This window comes from Arthrobacter sp. NPDC056886 (genome assembly GCF_042788715.1).
In the GTDB taxonomy this organism is placed as follows: Bacteria; Actinomycetota; Actinomycetes; order Actinomycetales; family Micrococcaceae; genus Arthrobacter.
This window is the reverse complement of sequence record NZ_JBHUBT010000001.1, coordinates 504135-524556: the sequence shown is the minus strand read 5'-3', so window position 1 is coordinate 524556 and position 20422 is coordinate 504135. Positions and strand designations below refer to the sequence as shown.

The window sequence follows — 20422 nt, the reverse complement described above, 5'->3', positions numbered from 1 at the left end:
GCGGCCGGGCTGTTAGCGGAGGGGCTGGCGGTCCGCCATCAGCTGGGTCAGGACCTGGGCCGGCCAGTTCGTGGTGATCTCGTGGACCCCGAGTTCCCTGCACCGCTCGACGTCGTCCTCGGCATCGACCGTCCACACCCGGACGCGTCGGCCCGAGCCGATCCAGCGTTCAACGGTCCCGGGGAACGCGCGGACGTACCCGATGCCGGGGCCGGCCATGCCTGCCTCGCCGGCGGCCAGGATCCGTTCGCCCTCCGCCTGGGCGGCCTTCATCACATTGGCCAGCGCCCCGCCGGTCAGGGCACCGAGGCGCAGCTCCTCTCGGATTTCCGCCACGTTGACGTCGTCCACGAGCTGGCAGACGGCCCCTGCCGGCACGGACTCGAGAAGGTGCTTAACGGCGTCGGGGCTAAAGCTCATGAAGGAAACCGTGATGTTCTCCAGCATCGACGTGACGGGATTCCACCCCCTGTCCCTGAGGACGTCGAGGGCCCGGTCCTCCAGTCCGAGATGGAACGAGCTGGGATGTTTGAACTCAATCGCCAGACCTATTGGACGGCCCGCCGCGCGCAGGATGTCGAGCAGTTCCGGCAGGGTCAGGAACTGCGCAGACTTGGCGCCGTAGGCTTCCGGGATCCGGGCGCCCTTCCAGGAGGAGAAGTCCAGGCGACGGAGCTCTTCCAACATCCGGTCCGCGACCTGACCGGTGCCGTCCGAGGTGCGGTCCAGGGTGGAATCGTGCAGGAGCACCACTTGCCGGTCCCGGGTCAGGCGGACATCGCATTCCACACCGTCGGCGCCGTCGGCGATTGCCTGCAGGTACGCGGCCCTCGTGTGCTCGGCGAAGGCACCACTAGCGCCCCGGTGGGCATAGACCAGAGGACGGGCGGCGGCGGACTCGTCTGTCGTCATGGTGCCACGTTAGCGGACGGCCCGTTTCCTTGGCGGGACTAGGCTGGGCTCATGCAGGTCAATACTCAGCCAACTTCCCTGACAGGTGCTACGGGATCTCCGGGCGGCGTTCGGCCGGACAGTCCTCCCGGGCAGCGTTCCGCTGCGTCCAGCGACGCCGAGAAGGCCGCGGCGCTGCGTCGGATGAAGCTCCTGGCCCTCGCGCTCCTGATCGTCATGGCCGTGATCTTCGTCGTCGCATTCGCCCTGCAGAAGCAGTATCCGGGGCTGGAATACGTTCGCGCGGCGGCCGAGGGCGGCATGGTGGGGGCCCTGGCGGACTGGTTCGCCGTCACGGCCCTGTTCAAGTACCCGATGGGAATCAAGATCCCGCATACGGCGATCATCCCGCGCCGCAAAGACCAGATCGGCGCTTCGCTGGGCGAATTCGTGGAGACCAATTTCCTCTCCGAACAGGTGGTCCAGGAAAAGCTGGCGTCCGCCGACATTGCGCGCAAAGCCGGCGCCTGGCTTTCCAGCCCCGGCGGCCCGGACCGCGTCGCCAAGGAGGGTGCCGCCGTCATCCGCGGCGCGTTCAAGGTCCTCAACGACGACGACGTCCAGGCCGTGATCGAGTCCATGGTCCGTAAGCACCTGCTCACCCCGCCGTGGGGACCGCCGGTGGGCCGGCTCGCCGAGCGGATCTTCGACGACGGACACCACCACGCCCTGGTGGACCTGCTGGTGGACCGCACCGTGGACTGGGTGCGGGACAACCAGGAGACGGTCAACAGGCTGGTCACCGACCGTTCCCCGACGTGGGTGCCGTCGTTCGTGGACGGGCTCGTGGGCGACAAGGTGTATGTGGAGATCCTGAAGTTCACCCGCGCCGTGCAGTCCAATCCGCAGCACCAGGTCCGCCAGTCGATCGACAAGTACCTCAAGGAACTCGCGCAGGACCTGCAGCATGACCCGGTCATGATCGCCCGTGCCGAGGGCATCAAGGCGCAGGTGCTCGGCGATCCCGAGGTCCGCGAACTCGCCTCCCGCACTTGGGAGACCATCAAGACGGCCCTGCTCACCGCCGTCGATGACCCGCACAGCGAACTGACCGTCAAATTCAAGGCCGCTGTGCATGACTTCGGCACCCGGCTGCTGGTCGATCCCGAGCTCGCCGGCAAAGTGAACGCCTGGATCGGCGACGCGGCGGGCTACCTCGTGAAGACCTACCGCTCGGACATCACAGGAGTCATCACGGACACCGTGGCCCGCTGGGATGCCGAGGAAACGTCCCAGAAGATCGAACTGCAGGTGGGCAGGGACCTGCAGTTCATCCGGATCAACGGCACGGTGGTGGGTGCCCTGGCCGGGCTGGCCATCTTCACGGTGGCGAGCATGCTGTTCGGCTAGTTACCTGGCGGCCCGGCTCAGGCGAAACTTTCCAGCTCCACGCCGGCGGCCTCCAGCCCGGCCCGCACGGCGGCGGCAACGCCGACGGAGCCGGGCGTGTCCCCGTGCAGGCAGAGCGACTGCGGCTCGATCCGGAGCACTGTGCCGTCCACCGCCTCCACCTCGCCCTTCGTGGCGAGCCGGACCGCCCGCTCGGCGACCTGTCCGGCGTCGAGCAGCACGGCCCCTTCCTGCGTGCGCGGCACCAGCGTGCCGTCAGGGAGATAGGCGCGGTCCGGGAAGGCTTCGGCGACGACGGGGTGCCCCGCGTCCCGGGCGATTTCCAGCAAGGCGGAGCCGGGGAGGCCCAGGACGGGCAGCCCGGGATCGTAGGCCTGGATGGCGGCAATGACTGCGGAGGCCTGCTCGGCGTCGCGCACCGTGCGGTCGTAGAGCGCCCCGTGCAGCTTGATGTAGTCCACCGAGGCGCCCACGGCATGGGCCACGCCGTCGAGCGCCCCGAGCTGGTACAGGACCGCGCCGAACAGATCGTCAAAGGTCATGTCCAGCGAGCGCAGGCCGAAGCCGGCAAGATCCGGATAGCCAAGGTGGGCGCCGACGTTGACGTCGAGCTCGTAGGCCGCCCGGCAGGTGTCCAGCATCGTCACGGGGTCGCCGGCGTGCATCCCGCAGGCCACGCTGGCGCTGGTGATGAGCGGAAACATCGCGGCATCGTCACCCCTGGTCCAGGTCCCGAAGGCCTCCCCCAGGTCAGCGTTCAGATCCAAAACGTGCCGCCGTCCTTCGTTGTCTTCGGGGCGCCGTTGTTCAGTGGCGCATTCGGTGGCGCGCCCAGGGCCGGCTCCGGCGCAGACTCGTAGAGCGCCGCCGTCCCGGTGGTTTCCGCAAGGGCCTGCAGTTCGCCCGGGATCGTGTCCGGGATGGGGCCGAATGCTTCCCTGGCATTGGCGATGACGGCGCGGCCCATCAGCCGGTTGCCGACGCCGCCAACGACGGCGCCGATGCCGAAGGGAAGGGCACGGCCCAACAGGGCCGATCCCTGGGTCTTGAGCAGGGAGCGCAGGAACATCGTCTGGATCTTGGCCCGCACTGTGCCGAAACCGGCGAGCGGGACGCTGCGGGTGAAGGCTGTGGTCCAGGCCTGGGTGGGCCCCTTGCCCCGTCCCGCCGCCTGGCCGCTCAGCGAGCTCAGCAGCTGGGTGCCTTCCTCGCCCAGCATGATCGCCATGACCAGGGTGCTGGCCCTGTCCGGGTCCACCATCCGCACGCCGTGCAGCTCAGCCAGCGATGTGGAGAACAACGCGGTGGCCTCAAGGAACCCGACGGCCGCAGCAGCCGAAAGACCCAGGGCGGCCGCAGTGCCGACACCCGGAATTACGGCTGCCCCGCCGACCAGCGCCCCGCCGCCGGTGACGGCCAGCAGGTAGTCGCGCTCCATGATGGCGGCGAGCTGAGCCGCCGAGGCCTGCGGGTGCTTGCGCTGGAGCCTGCGGATATTGGCCAGCACCAGCGGCCGCTGGACTTCAACTGCCCGCAGCAGCACCTTGTGGAGGCCGGGCCGGGGGTTGCCGGCTGCGTCGAACATCGCACTGTGGGCTGTTTGCTGGGCAACCTTCATTGCCGGGTTGCTGCGCTTGGCCATGATCGCCTCTCATCGGAACCAGAAAAGTAAGTTCACTTAACATTAGGGCACGGTCCGCCGGGCCGGGTTCCTCCTGGACCGCGGCGGGCGCCAGCCGGCCGCGTGGCCGGATACTAGACTGGGCCCATGCCCGCCCTGCGAGCCCTCCGCCCCTTCGCGCACCGGGAGTACCGTGTGCTGATCACGGCGCTGGCCATTTCCATCTTCGGTTCCGGGATGTGGGCCGTTGCGATGGTCTACGAGGTGATCTACCTGGGCGGCGGTCCGCTGGAGCTCTCGTTGGTGGCTGCGGCGGGAAGCGTTGGGCTCGTGGCGTTTCTGCTGGCCGGCGGCATCGCCGCGGACCGCGTTCCCCAGCGGCTGCTGATCATCGCGGTCGAGGGCGCCAACCTGGCCGTCATCGCCAGCATCAGCGCACTGGCCCTGGCGGGCTTGCTGCAGCTCTGGCATCTGGCGCTGGGGGCCTTCGTGCTCGGCGTCGGGGCCGCGTTCTTCTTCCCCGCCTATTCCGCCATCCTGCCGCGGATCCTGCCGCCCGAGGACCTGCTGGCGGCCAACGGTCTGGAGGGGACCATGCGGCCGATCCTGCAGCAGGCGGCCGGGCCGGCCGTTGCGGGCGTCCTGGTGGCGGCCATGTCCCCCTCGTTCGCCGTCACCGGCGTGGCGGTCTGCCACCTGCTGGCTTTCTCAATCCTGAACTTCCTCCACCGGCAGCCCGCGGCAGGGGCGCCGGGCACTGCCGCGGGCAGCGAGGGCAGCGCCGGCGGCGAGGCCCACGTTTCTGGCCAGAGGCGGGCGAAGACGTCCTTGCGCCACGACCTCCGCGAGGGCGTCAGCTACACCGTCCGCACGCCCTGGCTGCTGTGGACCCTGCTGTGGGCCTGCATTTCAGTGCTGTTCCTGATCGGCCCCATCGAGGTCCTGGTCCCGTTCGTGGTCCGGGACCAGCTCGGCGGGGACGCGCGCATGTTCGGCTTCCTGCTCGCCATCATGGGAGTCGGCGGCGCCGCAGCCTCGCTGGCCACGGCCTCTTTTCCCCTTCCGCGCCGCTACCTCACCGTAATGATGGTGTCCTGGGGAGCAGGCAGCCTGCCGATCGCCGCCGTCGGAATCATGGACAGTTTCTGGGCCCTGGCAGCAGCACTGTTCATCTTCGGCGCCACCGGCAGCGTGGGCATGGTGATCTGGGGAACCCTGCTCCAGCGCCGGGTGCCGCCGCATCTGCTGGGCCGGGTCTCCAGCCTGGATTTCTTCGTGTCGCTGGCGCTCATGCCGGTCTCCATGGCACTGGCCGGGCCGGCCGCCGAGGTGTTGCCGCTATGGCTGATCTTCCTCGTGGCGGGGACCGTGTGTCCGGTGATGGCCGTCGTCGCGATGGCGGTGGCGCGGATGCCCTCCGATGAGCTGGCCCATCCGCTCGCCCGCGGCGCGGAAGAGGCCGGCGGAACAGAGGTCAGCGGCACAGAACAGGCCAGCGGCGCGGGAGAGCCGGCCGAGGACGGTCTGGCGGGCAGTTGAGGGCGGTTCGACGCCGCCGATCCGACCTCAACTGCCCCCGCGGCGAACACCGCATAGCGGCCCGCCGGCCGCCCGGGTAACCGGGGCCTCAGACTGCTGCGCGCACCACCGGGATCGACGACGTCGGAAGGCCGCTGGGGAAGATGGTCGGCTCGGGGGCCGTGACAGGCGCCAGCGGGACCCGGACCGGGCCGCCGTCGACGGTCAGCAGTTCCCCGCGCACGTCGATTTCCAGCGGGGCGCCTTCACGGACCGTCAGGCTGATCGAATCCTGATCCAGCACGACGTGCAGGAGCCTGCCCTGAATCTTCAGGTGGAACTCGAGTCCGTCCCAGTCGGCAGGCAGCCGCGGATCGAAGTAGGGCACCGCGCCCTGGTCCCGCAGACCGGCAAAGCCGCTGACCAGCGAGCTCCACACCCCGCCGGTAGAGGCGATGTGGACGCCGTCGATCGTGTTGCCGTGGGTGTCGTCGAGGTCGATGAACAGGGCGTGGGTGAAGTGGTCCAGCGCAGCCTCGCCGTAGCCGACCTCGGCCGCCATGATGCCCTGGACGCAGGCGGACAGCGTGGAGTCGCCCGTGGTGATGGGATCGTAGAAGTCGAACGCGCGGCGCTTTTCCTCGGCGGTGAAGTCCTGCCACTGCAGGAACATGGCCAGCACGGTGTCGGCCTGCTTCAGGACCTGGTGCCGGTAGATCACCAGCGGGTGGAAGTGCAGCAGCAGCGGGTACTTGGACCGGGGTGTGGTCCAGTCCCACGGCTCCAGGGCCATGAAGTCGTTGTCCTGGGAGTGGACCTGGAGGTCTTCGTCGTAGGGCAGCTGCATGCGGTTGGCGGCCTGCTCCCAGAGCTCGCGTTCGGCGTCGTCGATCTCCGGGTGGTCCAGCGCCGCGGCGGTGCGCAGGTTGAAGCGCGCCATGACGTTTGTGTACAGGTTGTCGTTGACGACGGCGGTGTACTCGTCGGGGCCGGTGACGCCGTGGATGTGGAAGAGCCCGTCCTTGCCGAAGAAGCCCAGCGAGACCCACATCCGGGCGGTCTCGATCAGCAGCTCGGAGCCCAGGGTGGCCTGGAACTCGGTGTCTCCGCTGGCCCAGATGTACCGGTTGGTCGCGAAGGCGATCGCGGCGGCGATGTGGAATTGCGCGGTGCCGGCCGCGTAGTAGGCGCTGGCCTCGAGTCCGTTGATGGTGCGCCAGGGGAAGAGGGCGCCGTCCACGCTGAGCTCCTTGGCGCGGATCTTCGCCTCGGGCAGGAGGTTGTGGCGGAATTCCAGGACCTGCCGGGCGTTGCCCGGGCTCGTGTATGTCAGGTAGGGCAGCAAGTACACTTCCTGGTCCCAGAAGTAGTGCCCGTCGTAGCCGGAGCCGGACACGCCCTTGGCCGGGATGCCGGCCACATCGGCGCAGGCAGTGGCCTGCGCGAGCTGGAAGAGGTTCCACCGGACGCCCTGCTGGAGCTCGGTCTGGCCCGCCACCACGATGTCGCTGGTGCTCCAGTAGCCGCGGTAGTAGTTCTCGCTCTGGGCGAAGATCTCGCTGACCGGCAACAAGGCCGCTTCGGCGTCGTCCGCCAAGTCCCCCGAGGCCTGGCCCACGGCGTAGCTGACGGTCTTCTCCAGCACAAACGGTGCGTCCGCGCTGACGGCGAGCACGTAGCGGACGCTGCTGTCGTCCTGATCCACCAGGGTGTCGAAGGGCTGGACCCCGGCCGAGGTCCAGTGGTCCACGGCCATTCCGAGTCGCTGCTCGGATTCCGCAGCTTCCCACGCGAGGCGCAGGGAGCCGTCGCCGCCTTCGAGGCGCAACGGAAGCAGCACGCGTCCGGCGTGGCGGCCGGCACGGCGCGGGTCATGGGCGGAATGGTCCTCCACCGGCTGGTCCTGGCGGTTGATGACCGAGGACGTGACGTCCGCGGAGATATCCCGGTCGGCCGCCACTTCGAGGCTGATGCCCAGCGCGCCGCGGGAATCGTAGCCGACGGCGCGGCGTTCGGTGGTGGTCACGGTCGCGCCGGAGCGGCACTGCCAGGTGATCCGGCACTCGTAAATACCGGTGGCGAAATCCACCGAGCGGCGGTAGTCCAGCACTGTGGACTCGTCCAGGCTCAACGGCTCGCCGTCGATGATGACGGTGAAGTTGTTGGCGTCCGGGACGTAGAGGATCCGCTGCCCGGTGCGTGCAAAGCCGTAGGCGTTTTCCGCGTGCTTGATGTCCCACGTCTCGTGGAAGCCGTTGATGAAGCTGCCGGGAAGTTCGGCGTCAGCGGCGCCCCAGTGCGCGCCGCGAATGCCCAGGTGCCCGTTGCCGAGGCTGAACAGGGTCTCCAAGGTGCCGGCGTTGCCGGGGAGGTGGACGGTCTCGACCAACTGCCAGGGATCGTTGGGGAACCGGGCGCGGTCCGAGGTGATGAGGGCCATGGTTAGGGGTTCTTTCGGCGGGAGTGGGCAGTGAGCTAGGCGGTGGGAGCTGGCACCCGGAGGGGCGGAGCTTTAGGCGGCGGAAGCCGGCGCAGGGCTAGAGCAGTTCGGCGAGGTCGTTGACCACTACCGTGGCCCCGGCATCGAGCAGGGTCTGCCGGCCGGCGCCGCGGTCGACGCCGATCACGGAGCGGAAGTCTCCCGCACTGCCGGCCTGGACGCCGGAGACGGCGTCCTCCACCACAACGCAGTCCTGGCTCGCCAGATCCAGGAGCCGGGCGGCGTATTCGTAGGTGGCCGGGCTGGGCTTGCCGGGCAGACCCTCGGCGACGGCGACCACACCATCGACCACCACGGGGAAGTAATCGGAGAGCCCGGCAGCCTTGAGCACGGCCGGGGCGTTGCGGGAGGAGGAAACGACGGCGAGCTTGAGTCCGCGGGCCAGGGCGGCGTCGACCAGCCGGACGGAGCCCTCGTAGGGCTGGACCCCGCCGGCCTCGACGATGTCATTGAAGACCTTGTTCTTGCGGTTGCCCAGCCCATGGACGGTGTCATGGGCGGGCTCGTCGTCCGCCGGGCCCTCGGGCAGCACAATGCCTCGGGAGGCCAGAAAGTCCCGGACGCCGTCGAAGCGCGGCTTGCCGTCGATGTGGTCGAAGTAGTCGCTCTCACGGTACGGCGCCGCATCAGGGACCGAGGCCAGGAATCCGTCGAAAAGCTGCTTCCAGGCCTGCTCGTGCACCACCGCGGTGGGCGTCAGGACGCCGTCGAGGTCAAAAAGGATGGCCGATGCGCCGGAGAGGGCACCGGCGAGGCCGGAGGTGTCGGGAACTGCAGTCATGAGTCAGGGTCCTTTCAGACAACGGGCAAGCAAGACGGTTTGATCAAAGCGACGGTTTAAGGCAGTCAGTTCAGGGCAGTTCCGGCGCGACGGCGGCTCTGCCTTGCTGCTCTGTTTGGGGACGTTCCGGTGGGGTCGCCGCCCGGATCAGCGGCGGCGCGTGCTGGTGCGCTCTACCAATTTGGTGTCCAGCAGATGGTCCGACGGCGGACTGGCAAGCGGCGGATTGGGAAGTCCCGAGCGATGAAGTCTTTCAATCAGCAGGTTGGCCGCGAAAGCGCCTTGGTCGGCCACAGGCTGGGCCATAGTGCTCAGGCCCAGGAACCAACTCATCTGATGATCGTCTATTCCTATGATGGACACGTTTTCCGGCGCTGACAAACCGAGCTCCCGTAGTGCCATGAGCGCGCCGAAGGCTGTTTCGTCGCAACCGGCGAAGATCGCGGACGGCATTTTGCGGCTTTTCACCAGCCCTGCCATGGCCAGCCGGCCGCCTTCGATGCTCGAGCCGGCGTCGATCACGAGGTCCGGATCGACCTCGAGGCCGTAGGCGGTTAGGGCCTCTTCGAAGCCCCGCCGCCGCTCGCTGGCGGTCACGAGGGACGGCGCACCGGTTTCGCTGCCGGCGAGGATCGCGATGTCCCGGTGGCCTAGTTCCAGCAGGTGGTTCGTGGCGGCGCGGGCGGCCTCCGCGTTGTCGATGCCCACGTTGTCCCACGGCACGGCGTGCATTCCGACGCTGGCCACGGCGAGGCCCGACCCGGCGAGCGCGGCCATTTCGGCCTTACTAAGGGCAATGTTGAGCAGCAGCACGCCGTCCACGCGCTGGGCCAGGCCCGCGAGGTCGCCGAAGAGCTTCTGCTGCACGCTGGGCCGGTTCCGGAGGCTGATCAGGACAGTGTCATAGCCGCTGTCTGCGAAAACTTCCTCGGCCGTTTCCACCGCGCGGGCAAAAAACCATGCTGTAGCAGTCGGGGCGATGATGGCCACGGAACCGGTGCTGCCGCCGGCCAGCCTGGATGCTGCTGATGAGGCCCTGTAGCCCAGCTGGGCCGCCGCGTCGCCGACCCTTGCCTTAGCTTGTGCGGAGACATTGGGAAGCTGCCTGAGTGCACGGGAGACAGTGCAGATGGAGAGCCCAGAGAGCGCGGCGACGTCCTGGATTCTCACGCGCGGGGTCTTAGCCTGCGGCACGGGCTCAGCCCTTTCTCCCCCCGAAGTAGTGGGCCCGGTGTTCATGGCCGAGGTCGATTGTAAGCGCTTACAAATTTGGCATGCAAGTGGATGGTCCCATGTCGGGCCAGTGTTCGGGTCCGAGTTTGGGTCCGCGGCTGGACGGCGCCCGGTGAGTGACCCGTCGGTGACCGGGCAATGGCCGGGCAGTAGCCGCTCTGCGTCTGGTCAGCGCAGGACGTAGTGCCGCAGGAAGGCGCTGACGTCCACGAGTTCGGCCTTCGAAATCGAATGCCCCATGCCGGGGTAGGTCCGGGCAGTGAGCTGGGTGTTCCGGTGCAGCCACTCCTCGGTGTGTTCGGCGGCGGCGTCGTTAATTACGACATCGGCCCTGTCCCTGCCCCAAAAGAATGGCGGCCGGGAGGTGAAGGATTCGCTCATGGCCAGGAGTTCGTTGTCCAGAACAAAGCCCGAAAGCCCGACCACCGCGCGGAACTGGTCCGGCCGGAGCCGCAGAAGCGTGCTGGCCATGGCCATCCCCTGCGAAAATCCGAACAGGCTGACGCTGCTGTGCCGGGACTTGACGGACTCGATCCAGGCGAAGACAGCGTTCGTGGAGGCGATGACGTCGGCAAAGTCGTGGGTCAGGAAATAGTCCAACAGGAACCAGCCGTGATGGTCGCCGATGTCCTTGGGCCCGCGCAGGGCGGCGCAAGTGAACTCCGGCGGCAGGGAACTGAACAGCTTGGACATCCGGGACTCGTCCGTGCCGTAGCCGTGCAGCATCACCAGCAGCGGCGTGCCGGCGCGTTCGTGTTCGGGTCGTGACCAGACGACAGTCTCCATGGGCTCAGCCTATCCAGAGCGTCCGCGTCCTCGGCTCAACATCCCCAGCCCAGCATCCGTGGCACTGCACTCTGGACGGGCCTTCGATTCCTCGGCGGAAGCGGACTTCTGCCGTCCAGGGCCCGCGGCGCGTTCGGGGGAAACCGGGCCGGATGTTCGAGAACACGCCGGATGCCCGGAACCGGTGCGGAAATATCCCGGCCGGACCGAGCTCGATTTCATTGAAACAGCAGGGGCGGGGTTGTAGCGTGACGCTGGACAGCATGCTTAGCATCACCAATCCGTCCCCCGGGACACCAAGGAGCACGTCATGAGAATCGGTTCCGCAATCTTCCTCATTGCCATCGGCGCCATCCTTGCCTGGGCCGTAGCCCCGGGGCTGATCCCCAACGTGAACCAAGCCATGATCGGCTACATCCTGATGGCGGTCGGCGTTATTGGACTCATAGCCTCTCTGGTCCTCGCCTCCCCCGGACGCGGCCGCTCGCGCCGGGTCAGCGAAAGCCGCACGGTTGTGGACCCCAACACCGGCGAGACCATCACCCGCAATGAGAGCCGCGACGCGAGCCTCTAAGTTCCGCCCGCGCCCCCTTCGCAGCGTGGAATCCAACGACCCGGAAGCCGGGCCGGGCCTTGAGGTCAGGCCCGGCTTCTGCCACTTAACCCCGCAGCCACCCCGCGGAGCACATGCCCAGCCCCCGGAGCGGACCATGGACATAACCCCAACCTGCCCATCCCCCGGCCGGACCACTGGACATGTCCCCCGGGCACCCGGTCCGCAGGCCCCCGCGCGGAGCACATGCCCATCCCCCGGCCGGACCACTGGACATGTCCCCCGGGCACCCGGCCCGCAGGCCCCCGCACGCGGAGCACATGTCCAGCCCCCGGCGCCAACCATGGACATAACCCCAACCCGCCCATTCGCCAGCCCGGCCACTGGACATGTCCCCCGGGCACCCGGCCCGCAGCCACCCCGGCCGATGGGCATGTCCCCCGGCGCCGACCCATTTTCTGTGTTCATGTGGTTTTTCATTGACAAACCCACATGAACGAAGATAAAGTCAAACAATTCCACTTCATGTGACGGGAGTCACCGGAGCGGCGAGATCGGGTTCGGCAGTTCAAAGGCCCGGCAAGAACAGCAGCCAAGACAGACGCAGTACGCAATGGAGGGTAAGTGTTCGCCGAAGAACGCCAGCAGCTGATCGTGGGGCTCATCTACGCCAGCGGCCGGGCCAGCGTCACGGACCTGGCCGAGCGCTTCAGCATCACCACCGAAACCGTCCGCCGGGACCTCGCCGCGCTGGAAGCCAATGGCAGCGTCCGCCGGGTACACGGCGGCGCTGTTTCCCCGGACCGCTTCAGCACCACAGAGGAAAGCGTTCTCGAGCGGACCGTCCAGCGCCAGCCCGAGAAGACCCGGATCGCCGAGGCCGCCCTGGCCCTCATGCCCCCGGGCCTCACCGGCAGCATCCTGATCGACGCCGGTTCCACCACGGAAGCCCTCGCCGAGCTCCTGTCCGCCCGGGCCGCCGGAGCCGCCGCGGCCGGCAACTTGCCCGGCCCCGGGTCCGACGCCGAACTCGTGGTCATCACGCACTCACTTCCCATCGCGTCCAGGCTGTCCGGCGAACCCGGCATCGCCCTCCACCTGCTCGGCGGCAAAGTCCGCGGCCTGACGCAGGCCGCCGTCGGCCAGTCCACGGTGGAGGCCGCCCGCCGGATCCGCCCGGACATCGCCTTCATCGGCACCAACGGCATCCATGCAGCCTTCGGGCTGAGCACACCCGATCCTGAAGAAGCCGCGGTCAAGGCTGCCTTCGTCCAATCAGCGCGCCGCATTGTGGTGCTGGCTGATTCCTCCAAGCTGGATGCAGAGACGCTGGTCCAGTTCGCCTCGTTGAAAGATCTGGACACCGTGATCACAGACACCCAACCCAGCCGGGAACTCGCGGACGCCCTTGCGGAAGCCGGAGTGGAGGTGGTGGTCGCGTGATTGTCACCCTTACCGCCAACCCCAGCCTGGACCGCACGGTGGCGCTGCCTGGCCCCCTCCTCCGCGGGGAGGTCCAGCGGGCCATCTCCGTCCGCCAGGAATCGGGGGGCAAGGGCGTCAACGTCTCCCGTGCCCTCGTCGCCTCGGGGCTCAAGACAATCGCCGTCCTTCCCGGCGCGGAGGCCGACCCCGTCCTCGCCGGCCTGCGGGAGACCGACGTTCCCTTCGCGGCCCTCCCGATTGGCGAGCCGCTGCGCAGCAACGTGGCCCTCACCGAGCCCGGCGGCGTCACCACCAAGATCAATGAACCCGGACCGGTCCTGAGCGCGGATCAGCAGGAGGCCCTGATAAGCCTGCTGCTGGACCACGCCCGCGGCGCCGCCTGGGTGGTCCTGGCCGGCTCGCTCCCACCAGGGGTTCCGGCCGACTTCTACGCGACCGTCACCCGGCGGCTGCGCTCCCTGTTCGACGGCGAGGCCGCACCCCGGGTCGCCGTCGACTCGTCCGGCGAACCTCTCGCCGCAGCGGTCTCCGGCGACACCTCGGGAAAGCCGGACCTCTTGAAACCCAACGCCGAGGAACTGGTGGAACTGGCTGCCGCAGCCGGTTTCGCCACGAACAAGTCCGCCGAGGAACTCGAAGCGGACCCGGAGGCTGCAGCAGCGGCCGCCTCCGCCGTCGTGCGCTCCGGAGTGGGTTCCGTACTGGCCACCCTCGGCTCCAAGGGTGCCGTTCTAGTGACGGCCGACGGCGCGTGGCTGGCCACGCATCCGCCGGTCACCGCGGTCAGCACTGTCGGCGCCGGCGATTCCTCGCTGGCCGGATACCTGCTCGCATCCAGCCAGGGCGCCGCCCCGGTCGATTGCCTACGTCAGGCGGTGGCCCATGGTGCCGCCGCCGCTTCCCTGCCTGGCTCCACTGTCCCGGCAGTCAACCAAACCACCCCTGATGCCGTAACCATCACGGCCCTCCGGAAGGATTGACAGTGACACAGCTCATTACTACCGAACTGGTCGAGCTCGACCAGAATCTGGGCAACTCGCCCGAGGACGTGATCCGGCATCTGGCAGGCAGAGTTGCCGACACCGGACGCGCCACCGAGGCCGAAGGCCTTTTTGCTGACGCCTTTGCCCGGGAATCCAAGACTGCCACGGGTGTCCCGGGCGGCATCGCCATCCCGCACTGCCGCTCGACGGCGGTCACCGAGCCCACCCTGGCGATGGCGCGGCTGTCCCAGCCGGTGGACTTCGGGGCCAAGGACGGGCCCGCGGACATCATCTTCTTCATCGCCGCTCCTGAGGGCGCGGACCAGGACCACTTGAAGCTGCTTTCGAAGCTGGCGCGGTCGCTGATCAAGAAGGACTTCACGGCCAGCCTGCGCGCCGCTACCTCCCAGGCAGAGATCGTCGAGCTCGTCGACGGCGCCCTGGCGGACAAGCCGGCCGCCCACACCCCGGCCGAAGCGACCGGCGCCGCTTCCGCGGCCGCCGCCTCAGCAGCGGCGGGTGCCGCCGGCGAAGGTTCCGGCGCAGCGAAGGCCAAGGGGCCCAAGCGCCTCGTCGCCGTTACGGCCTGCCCCACCGGCATCGCCCACACCTACATGGCCGCCGACTCGCTCGTTGCCGCGGCCAAGGAGGTCGGCGTGGACCTGCAGGTGGAAACCCAGGGATCCTCCGGCGCCAAGGCACTTGACCCCGCCGTGATCGCCGCCGCCGATGCCGTGATCTTCGCCGTGGACGTCGATGTGCGCGGCAAGGAGCGCTTCGCCGGCATGCCGGTCATCAATGCGCCGGTCAAGCGCGGCATCGACGAACCGGACAAGATGGTGGCGGAAGCACTCGCCGCCGCGGACAACCCGCGTGCCCACCGCGTGCCGCACTTCGGCGCCGAGGAACAGGCCGAGCTCGCGGCCGAGGAAAAGAGTGAACACATCGGCACGAAGCTGAAGAAGGCGCTCCTGACCGGTGTCAGCTACATGATCCCGTTCGTGGCGGGCGGCGGTCTGCTGATCGCCCTCGGCTTCCTGTTGGGCGGCTACGACATCACCGCCGTCGCGGACAAGATCCTGGCGGAAAACAGCCTCTTCAACCTGCCTACCGCGTACCCGGAACTGGCGTGGGGCCCGCTGGGGGCTTACCTGGGTGCCGTGCTGTTCAAGATTGGCGCCCTGTCCCTGGGCTTCCTGGTACCCGCACTGGCCGGCTACATCGCCTACGCCATCGCTGACCGGCCGGGCATCGCCCCGGGCTTCGTTGCCGGCGCCACCGCCGTCTTTATGGGTGCAGGCTTCCTCGGTGGCATCGTGGGCGGCCTGATCGCCGGCTACGTGGCACATTCCATCGGCAAGCTCAACGTGGCCCGCTGGCTGCGCGGCCTGATGCCGGTGGTCGTTATCCCGCTCGTGGCGTCGCTCGTGGCTTCCGGCCTGCTGTTCGTGTTCCTGGGCGCCTACATCGCCCGGGTCACCGTCGGGCTCAACGAATTCCTGTCCGGCCTTACCGGTGCCAGCGCCGTCGCACTTGGCATCATCCTGGGCCTGATGATGTGCTTCGACCTCGGCGGTCCGGTCAATAAGGTGGCCTACTCCTTCGCCGTCGCCGGCCTGAGTGCCGCCTCCATCACCAACCAGGCACCGTGGCAGATCATGGCAGCCGTCATGGCCGCCGGCATGGTCCCGCCGCTGGCCATGGCACTGGCTGCCACCGTGCTGAACAAGAAGCTCTTCAGCCTGGCGGAACAGGAAAACGGCAAGGCCGCATGGCTGCTGGGAGCGTCCTTCATCACCGAAGGCGCCATCCCCTTCGCCGCCGCCGACCCGCTGCGCGTCATCCCCGCCAGCATGCTCGGCGGCGCCGTAACCGGCGCCATCTCGATGGCGGCGGGCGTGGGGTCGAAGGCCCCGCACGGCGGAATCTTCGTCTTCTTCGCGATCGATCCCTTCCTGATGTTCGTCGTCGCCATCGCGGCCGGTACGGTCGTAAGTGCCTTGGCAGTGATTGCGCTCAAGCGCTGGGCAGTCAAGAAGCCGGTTGGTACGGTGGAAACGGTTCCCGTAGCCGCCTGAACCAGTGCACGATTTTCCAAGCAGATACCCACAGCTGATAAACACACAAGCTGACTTCAAGGAGCAGAAATGACCGAACGTAACGCCACCATTGCCAGCCGCGTTGGGCTGCATGCCCGTCCGGCAGCCATCTTCGCCGAGGCTGCAGGCGAGTTCGACAACCTCGAGATCACGATCGCCCGCCTGGGCGAGCCGGAGGACGAGGCCATGGACGCCGCCAGCATCCTGTCGCTGATGAGCCTGGGCGCCTCCCACGGCGAGGTTGTGGTGTTGCGTGCCGAGGGTGCAGGCGCCGACGCGGCACTGGACCGTCTCGTGCAGATCCTTGAGACGGATCACGACGCCGAATAGCCTCACCTTCCGGCCCGCGCCGGAACACCGGCAGTTTCAGTTGGCCCGGCCGGCCCCGATTAAGGGGCCGGCCGGGCCTTTGCGTTGCCGGAGTGACCTTCGTAGTAACGGGCAGGATGTGCGGAAAACGAGGCTTTTTGTCAGTGAACTTAGTAAATGCTTGTCACCGCCCGGCGGTGCCGCTAGTTTGGAATCCCCGGCGGCACTGACCGCGCGCCGCCGCCCAAATCGTTCCCGGCCGAAGGAGATGATCTCGCAGCCATGCCAACGAAGAAGGGCGAGCCCCGCGGCTCAGAAAGCCCCAGCATCAAGGACCCCGAGCTCTACGAGAAGCTGGTAGAGGACGGCGCCTCCAAGCAAAAAGCCGCCAGAATCTCCAACGCCGCCGCCAAGCGGGGCCGGTCCTCGGTCGGCCGCAAGGGCGGCAAGGCCGGTGACTACGAGGACTGGACGGTGCCGCAGCTGAAGGAACGCGCAAAGGCGATCGGCCTCAAGGGCTACTCGGCCAAGAAGAAGAGCGAGCTCATTTCCGCCCTGCGGAACTCCTGATCAGGGTGGGCGACGGCGCCGGGCGACAGCCGGGCTCAGGCACCCTTCCGGGCCGCCGTCTTCGCGGCCGGCGCCTTGGGAGCGGCCGCGGTCTTGGCGGCCCCAGTCTTGGAAGCCGCCGCAGTCTTGGTGGACGCCGTCTTGCTGGCGGTGGACTTGGACGCCGTCGTCTTGCTGGCGGTGGACTTGGCCGCCGTCGTCTTGGCGGCCGCCTTCGGGGCAGCCTTGGCCGCAGATCCGGAGGCCTCGGCCGGAGTCTCCGCGGCCTCTCCCCCGCCGCCGCGCTTTTTCTCGATGCTGCGCTTGAGGGCTTCCATCAGGTCGATGACTTCGCCGTCGCCCGCCTCGGCCGGGACACCGAAGGTCTCCTCCGTGTCCAGCGACTCCCCCTTGTCCAGCTTCGCCTCGATCAGCTGGCGCAGCTGCTCCTGGTATTCGTCCGTGAACTGGTCGGGCTCAAAATCGGAGGCCATCGAATCAACCAGGGCGGCGGACATTTCGCGTTCCTGCGCGGAGATCCGGATGGAGGTCTCCAGTGCGGGAAAGCTGGCCTCGCGGACTTCGTCGGCCCACAACAGCGACTGCAACAGCAGGACCTCGTCGCGGATCCTCAGCGCGCCAAGCCGGGTCTTGTCCCGGAGCGCGAACTGCACAATTGCCACACGGTCCGTGTCCTCCAGGGCGCGCCGCAGCAGCACATAGGCCTTGGGCGACTTCGAGTCGGGTTCAAGGTAGTAGCTCTTTTCAAACATCATGGGATCGAGCTGATCGACCGGAACGAACTGGACCACTTCGATTTCGTGGCTGTTTTCCGCCGGGATGGACTTCAGCTCGTCGCGGGTCAGGACCACGGTGCGGCCATCGTCCTCATATGCCTTGTCGATGTCCTCGTAGTCGATGATCTTGCTGCAGACCTCGCAACGGCGCTGGTAGCGGATCCTGCCGCCGTCGGCGTTGTGGACTTGGTGGAGGCTGATGTCGTGGTCCTCAGTGGCGCTGTAGACCTTGACCGGCACGTTGACCAGCCCGAACGCTATTGCGCCTTTCCAGATGGCTCTCATGGATCAAGTGAACCTCACAGTTGCGCGGAGGTGAAGGGTTTTGCCCAACGGTAAAGAACGCGTCCGGGTGGACGGACGCGAACTGGTGCTCACCAACCTGGAAAAAATCATGTACCCGGAGACGGGAACCACCAAGGCCGACGTCCTGGCCTACTACGCCGCCGTCGCGCCGGTGCTGATCCCCGCCGCCCGCAACCGGCCGGCCACGCGGAAGCGCTGGGTCCACGGCGTCGGGACCGCCGACGCCCCCGGGGAAATGTTTTTCCAGAAGAACCTGGACCATTCAACGCCCGGCTGGGTGCCCCGCGCCGCCATCACGCACAAGGACCGGACCATCCAATATCCCCTGGTCAATGATCCCGCCACGCTCACCTGGCTGGCCCAGATCGCAGCCCTGGAGATCCACGTGCCGCAGTGGCGGGTGGACTCCCACGGCAATGCGCTGCCGCCCGACCGGCTGGTGCTGGACCTGGACCCCGGCGAGGGCGCGGGACTGGCGGAGTGCGTGGAGGTGGCCAGGCTGGCCCGCACCATCCTGCAGGACGTGGGCCTGGACCCCGTGCCCGTGACGAGCGGCAGCAAGGGCATCCACCTCTACGCGCCCTTGGACGGGGCCCAGAGCTCGGACCAGATTTCCGATTTCGCCCGCGAACTGGCCCGCTCGCTCGAAGCAGACCACCCGGATCTGGCCGTCAGCGACATGAAAAAGACCCTGCGCACCGGCAAAGTGCTGGTGGACTGGAGCCAGAACAACGCCGCCAAGACCACCATCGTGCCGTACTCGCTGCGCGGCCGGCTCCGGCCCACAGTGGCCGCACCGCGCACGTGGCGCGAACTCAGCGCCCCTTCACTGCACCACTTGGACTTCCAGGAGGTGATGAAGCGCGTCGCAGAAGGCAAGGATCCGTTCGCTCCGGTCTCCGGCAGCCGGCAGGGCGCCGGAACCGGGGCAGCCCACACGACAACCCACGCGGCAGGCAACAGTCCCAGCGGGCGGGCTGAAATGTCGCCCGAGCAGGCCGGCGACGGCGGCGACACGGACCCGCGGCTGGACAAGTACCGGACCAAACGGGACAGGGCAGGCACCCCAGAGCCCTTCACCGCCGAACGGCACCACGCCGACGAGGACGGCGGGACACGGCAGGAGAAGTTCGTCATCCAGGAGCACCACGCCAGGCGGCTGCACTACGACTTCCGGCTCGAACGCGACGGCGTGCTCGTGTCCTGGGCATTGCCGAAGGGCGTCCCGACCAGCAAGGCGAAAAACCACCTCGCGGTCCAGACCGAAGACCATCCGATGGACTACGCGGACTTCGAGGGAGACATTCCCCAAGGCCAGTACGGGGCGGGAACCGTCAGCATCTGGGACCGCGGATCCTACGAATGCGAAAAGTGGATCGCCGGCAAAGAAGTCATTGCCACCCTGACCGGGGCAGAGGGCGGCGGCCTTGGCGGGACCCGCAGGTTCGCTCTGATCCACACCGGCCAGGCCAACGACCAATGGCTCATCCATCTGATGGACCCTGCCGGTTCGAAAGACCACCCTGGCGCGCGGCGCCCGTCCGGCACAGCGGACGACGCCGACGAGGACGACGGGGACGACGACCGCGGCGGCGGCCAAGTCGAAAGCGAAAGCGCGAGCCAGGCCGACGGCGGAGCGGAAACCGGCAGAGGCCCCGAATCGGCGCCCGACGCCTCCGCGTTCAGCCCGATGCTGGCTACGTCCGGGACCTTGGCGGATCTTCCGGACCTGGACTGGCAGATCGAGCTCAAGTGGGACGGGGTGCGGGCCCTGGTCATCGGCGATGCCACCAAGATCCGGCTCATCAGCCGCAACGGCATCGACATGTCCCTGAGCTACCCCGAACTCACGGACCGGTCCCACTGGCCGGAACAGGGCTTTGTCGCCGACGGCGAGATCATCGCCGTCGGGCGCTCCGGCCGGCCCGACTTCGGCCTGCTGCAGAGCCGCATGAAACTCACCAAGGCCGCGGACGTCAGAAAAGCGCAGGCATCGACGCCCGTGCGGCTGATGCTGTTCGATCTGCTCTTCGACGCCGGCCAGGACCTGCGCCGGCTGCCGCTGAGTGAGCGGCGCAGCCGGCTGGAGCGGTTCTTCCGCCCCTCCGCCGCCCCGGCTGAACTCTCCGGCGTGATCGACGGCGACGCCGAGCACATCCTCGAGAGCGTCGCCGAGCTGGGGCTGGAGGGTGTCATGGCCAAGCGCAAGGACGGGCGCTATGTCGGCCAGCGCAGCCGGTCCTGGCTCAAGCTCAAGGTTGAACGGACCCAGGAAGTGGTGGTGGGCGGCTGGCGGCCCGGAAAGGGCGGGCGCGGAGAATCCGTGGGCTCGCTGCTGCTGGGGATTCCGGACGGCGCGAAGCTACGTTATGTCGGCCGGGTGGGCAGCGGCTTCAGCACCCGTGAACTCAAGGAACTCAGGCAACAACTCGACGCCCTGCCACGGAAGACCTCCCCGTTCCGGGACGTGCCGCACGCTGACGCCGCAGACGCCAACTGGGTGAGTGCAAAACTGGTCGGCGAGGTCACTTTCGGGGAATGGACCGGCAGCGGGAAGCTCCGGCACCCGGTGTGGCGCGGCTGGCGCCTGGATAAGACGCCAGCCGACGTCGTGGTCGACCCTGCCGCCGGCCCCTAGTA

17 protein-coding genes are annotated in these 20422 nt (G+C 67.9%); 9 read left to right on the top strand and 8 right to left on the bottom strand.

Annotation, left to right across the window (positions count from 1 at the left end):
• Positions 1-12: 12 nt before the first annotated feature.
• On the bottom strand, positions 13-912 hold the full coding sequence (locus ACFRJ8_RS02515) for a glycerophosphodiester phosphodiesterase (protein ID WP_377984558.1): 900 nt from the start codon (positions 910-912) through the stop codon (positions 13-15).
• A 51-nt stretch (positions 913-963) separates the two neighbouring features.
• Here ACFRJ8_RS02515 and ACFRJ8_RS02510 point away from each other — a divergent pair, with 51 nt between their 5' ends.
• The gene (locus ACFRJ8_RS02510) at positions 964-2301 is read left to right on the top strand and encodes a DUF445 domain-containing protein (protein ID WP_377984557.1); all 1338 of its coding nucleotides are present in this window, start codon (positions 964-966) and stop codon (positions 2299-2301) included.
• A gap of 17 nt (positions 2302-2318) precedes the next feature.
• Here ACFRJ8_RS02510 and ACFRJ8_RS02505 read toward each other — a convergent pair whose 3' ends face one another.
• Together ACFRJ8_RS02505 and ACFRJ8_RS02500 are read right to left on the bottom strand one after the other, a co-directional pair.
• Positions 2319-3068 (bottom strand): LamB/YcsF family protein, encoded by a 750-nt coding sequence (locus ACFRJ8_RS02505; protein WP_377984556.1) that lies wholly within the window; start codon positions 3066-3068, stop codon positions 2319-2321.
• Entirely contained in the window at positions 3059-3943 is an 885-nt protein-coding gene (locus ACFRJ8_RS02500; RefSeq protein WP_377984555.1) for a hypothetical protein, read from the bottom strand. The genes ACFRJ8_RS02505 and ACFRJ8_RS02500 overlap by 10 nt, the downstream gene beginning before the upstream one ends.
• A 126-nt stretch (positions 3944-4069) precedes the next feature.
• On the opposite strand from ACFRJ8_RS02500, the gene ACFRJ8_RS02495 reads away from it, so the two are divergent.
• Entirely contained in the window at positions 4070-5461 is a 1392-nt protein-coding gene (locus tag ACFRJ8_RS02495; RefSeq protein ID WP_377984554.1) for an MFS transporter, read from the top strand.
• Between the two features lie 88 nt (positions 5462-5549).
• Here the strand turns inward: ACFRJ8_RS02495 and ACFRJ8_RS02490 are convergent, their stop codons facing one another.
• The 4 genes from ACFRJ8_RS02490 to ACFRJ8_RS02475 form a co-directional block, all read right to left on the bottom strand.
• Positions 5550-7880 carry a glycoside hydrolase family 65 protein gene (locus ACFRJ8_RS02490; RefSeq protein ID WP_377984553.1) on the bottom strand — a complete coding sequence of 777 codons (2331 nt, stop codon included), beginning with the start codon at positions 7878-7880 and terminating at the stop codon, positions 5550-5552.
• Between the two features lie 97 nt (positions 7881-7977).
• Positions 7978-8721 (bottom strand): HAD family hydrolase, encoded by a 744-nt coding sequence (locus ACFRJ8_RS02485; protein WP_377984552.1) that lies wholly within the window; start codon positions 8719-8721, stop codon positions 7978-7980.
• 147 nt (positions 8722-8868) lie between these two features.
• Positions 8869-9891, bottom strand: coding sequence for a LacI family DNA-binding transcriptional regulator (locus ACFRJ8_RS02480; RefSeq protein ID WP_377984551.1), 1023 nt, complete (start codon positions 9889-9891; stop codon positions 8869-8871).
• Positions 9892-10122: 231 nt separating this feature from the next.
• Positions 10123-10740: an alpha/beta hydrolase gene (locus tag ACFRJ8_RS02475; protein WP_377984550.1), complete on the bottom strand. Its 618-nt coding sequence runs from the start codon at positions 10738-10740 to the stop codon at positions 10123-10125.
• A 310-nt stretch (positions 10741-11050) separates the two neighbouring features.
• Here ACFRJ8_RS02475 and ACFRJ8_RS02470 point away from each other — a divergent pair, with 310 nt between their 5' ends.
• The 6 genes from ACFRJ8_RS02470 (at position 11051) to ACFRJ8_RS02445 (ending at position 16700) form a co-directional block, all read left to right on the top strand.
• A complete protein-coding gene (locus ACFRJ8_RS02470; RefSeq protein ID WP_377984549.1) occupies positions 11051-11314 on the top strand; it encodes a DUF6458 family protein in 264 nt (87 codons plus the stop codon).
• A gap of 603 nt (positions 11315-11917) precedes the next feature.
• Complete coding sequence (locus ACFRJ8_RS02465) at positions 11918-12736, top strand: DeoR/GlpR family DNA-binding transcription regulator (RefSeq protein ID WP_377984548.1); 819 nt, start codon at positions 11918-11920, stop codon at positions 12734-12736.
• Positions 12733-13719 (top strand): 1-phosphofructokinase family hexose kinase, encoded by a 987-nt coding sequence (locus ACFRJ8_RS02460; protein ID WP_377984547.1) that lies wholly within the window; start codon positions 12733-12735, stop codon positions 13717-13719. Before ACFRJ8_RS02465 ends, ACFRJ8_RS02460 begins: the two co-directional genes overlap by 4 nt.
• Positions 13720-13721: 2 nt before the next feature.
• Positions 13722-15800 (top strand): fructose-specific PTS transporter subunit EIIC, encoded by a 2079-nt coding sequence (locus ACFRJ8_RS02455; protein ID WP_377984546.1) that lies wholly within the window; start codon positions 13722-13724, stop codon positions 15798-15800.
• 69 nt (positions 15801-15869) lie between these two features.
• On the top strand, positions 15870-16151 hold the full coding sequence (locus tag ACFRJ8_RS02450) for an HPr family phosphocarrier protein (RefSeq protein WP_377984545.1): 282 nt from the start codon (positions 15870-15872) through the stop codon (positions 16149-16151).
• A gap of 261 nt (positions 16152-16412) precedes the next feature.
• Positions 16413-16700: a Rho termination factor N-terminal domain-containing protein gene (locus tag ACFRJ8_RS02445; RefSeq protein ID WP_377984544.1), complete on the top strand. Its 288-nt coding sequence runs from the start codon at positions 16413-16415 to the stop codon at positions 16698-16700.
• A gap of 35 nt (positions 16701-16735) precedes the next feature.
• Here ACFRJ8_RS02445 and ACFRJ8_RS02440 read toward each other — a convergent pair whose 3' ends face one another.
• Entirely contained in the window at positions 16736-17761 is a 1026-nt protein-coding gene (locus ACFRJ8_RS02440; RefSeq protein ID WP_377984543.1) for a Ku protein, read from the bottom strand.
• A 109-nt stretch (positions 17762-17870) separates the two neighbouring features.
• Here ACFRJ8_RS02440 and ACFRJ8_RS02435 point away from each other — a divergent pair, with 109 nt between their 5' ends.
• A complete protein-coding gene (locus ACFRJ8_RS02435; protein WP_377984686.1) occupies positions 17871-20420 on the top strand; it encodes an ATP-dependent DNA ligase in 2550 nt (849 codons plus the stop codon).
• Positions 20421-20422 lie beyond the last annotated feature (2 nt).